At 49.0% G+C, this 518-nt stretch carries 1 protein-coding gene; it reads right to left on the bottom strand.

All coding sequences use genetic code 11. From position 1 onward, the window contains the following. Positions 1-31 precede the first annotated feature (31 nt). On the bottom strand, positions 32-518 hold a 487-nt coding region (locus D7V20_RS19475; protein WP_147395828.1), incomplete at its 5' end, for an IS66 family transposase.

The following is a 518-nucleotide window of genomic DNA, read 5'->3' on the forward strand; positions in this document are numbered from 1 at the left end:
GTAAGCGTCCGCTGAACCCCATGCCTATTTTTTAATTTGAGTTGGATTTCCAGCGATGTGGTAGTAATTCTTCTATTTGGGTCGCTTTATGCGTCGGCAGCCTTTTCAGCACATCACTGAGATAGGCATACGGATCCAACCCATTCAGCTTTGCTGACTGGATTAAAGTCATGATATTTGCCGCTCGCTGTCCACTGCGCAGCGAACCTGCAAACAACCAGTTCTTACGGCCCAATGCCCAGGGACGCATTGAGTTCTCTGCCCAGTTATTGTCAATGGGTAGATTGCCATCATCCAGATAGCGGCTTAAGGCTGGCCAACGCTTCAGACTGTAATTGATGGCCTTGGCGGTTGGAGAACTCGATGGCACCGTCAGATAATGTTGGTTGAGCCATTCATACAGTTGTTGCATCACCGGTTGGCTGTGCTGTTGTCGGTATTCGCGGCGGTGTTCTGCTGTACTATCGGTCTTTTTCCTGAGTTCTGCTTCTATCGCATACAGTTTCTGAATCAGCACC

Source organism: Acinetobacter rongchengensis (genome assembly GCF_003611475.1).
GTDB lineage: Bacteria > Pseudomonadota > Gammaproteobacteria > Pseudomonadales > Moraxellaceae > Acinetobacter > Acinetobacter rongchengensis.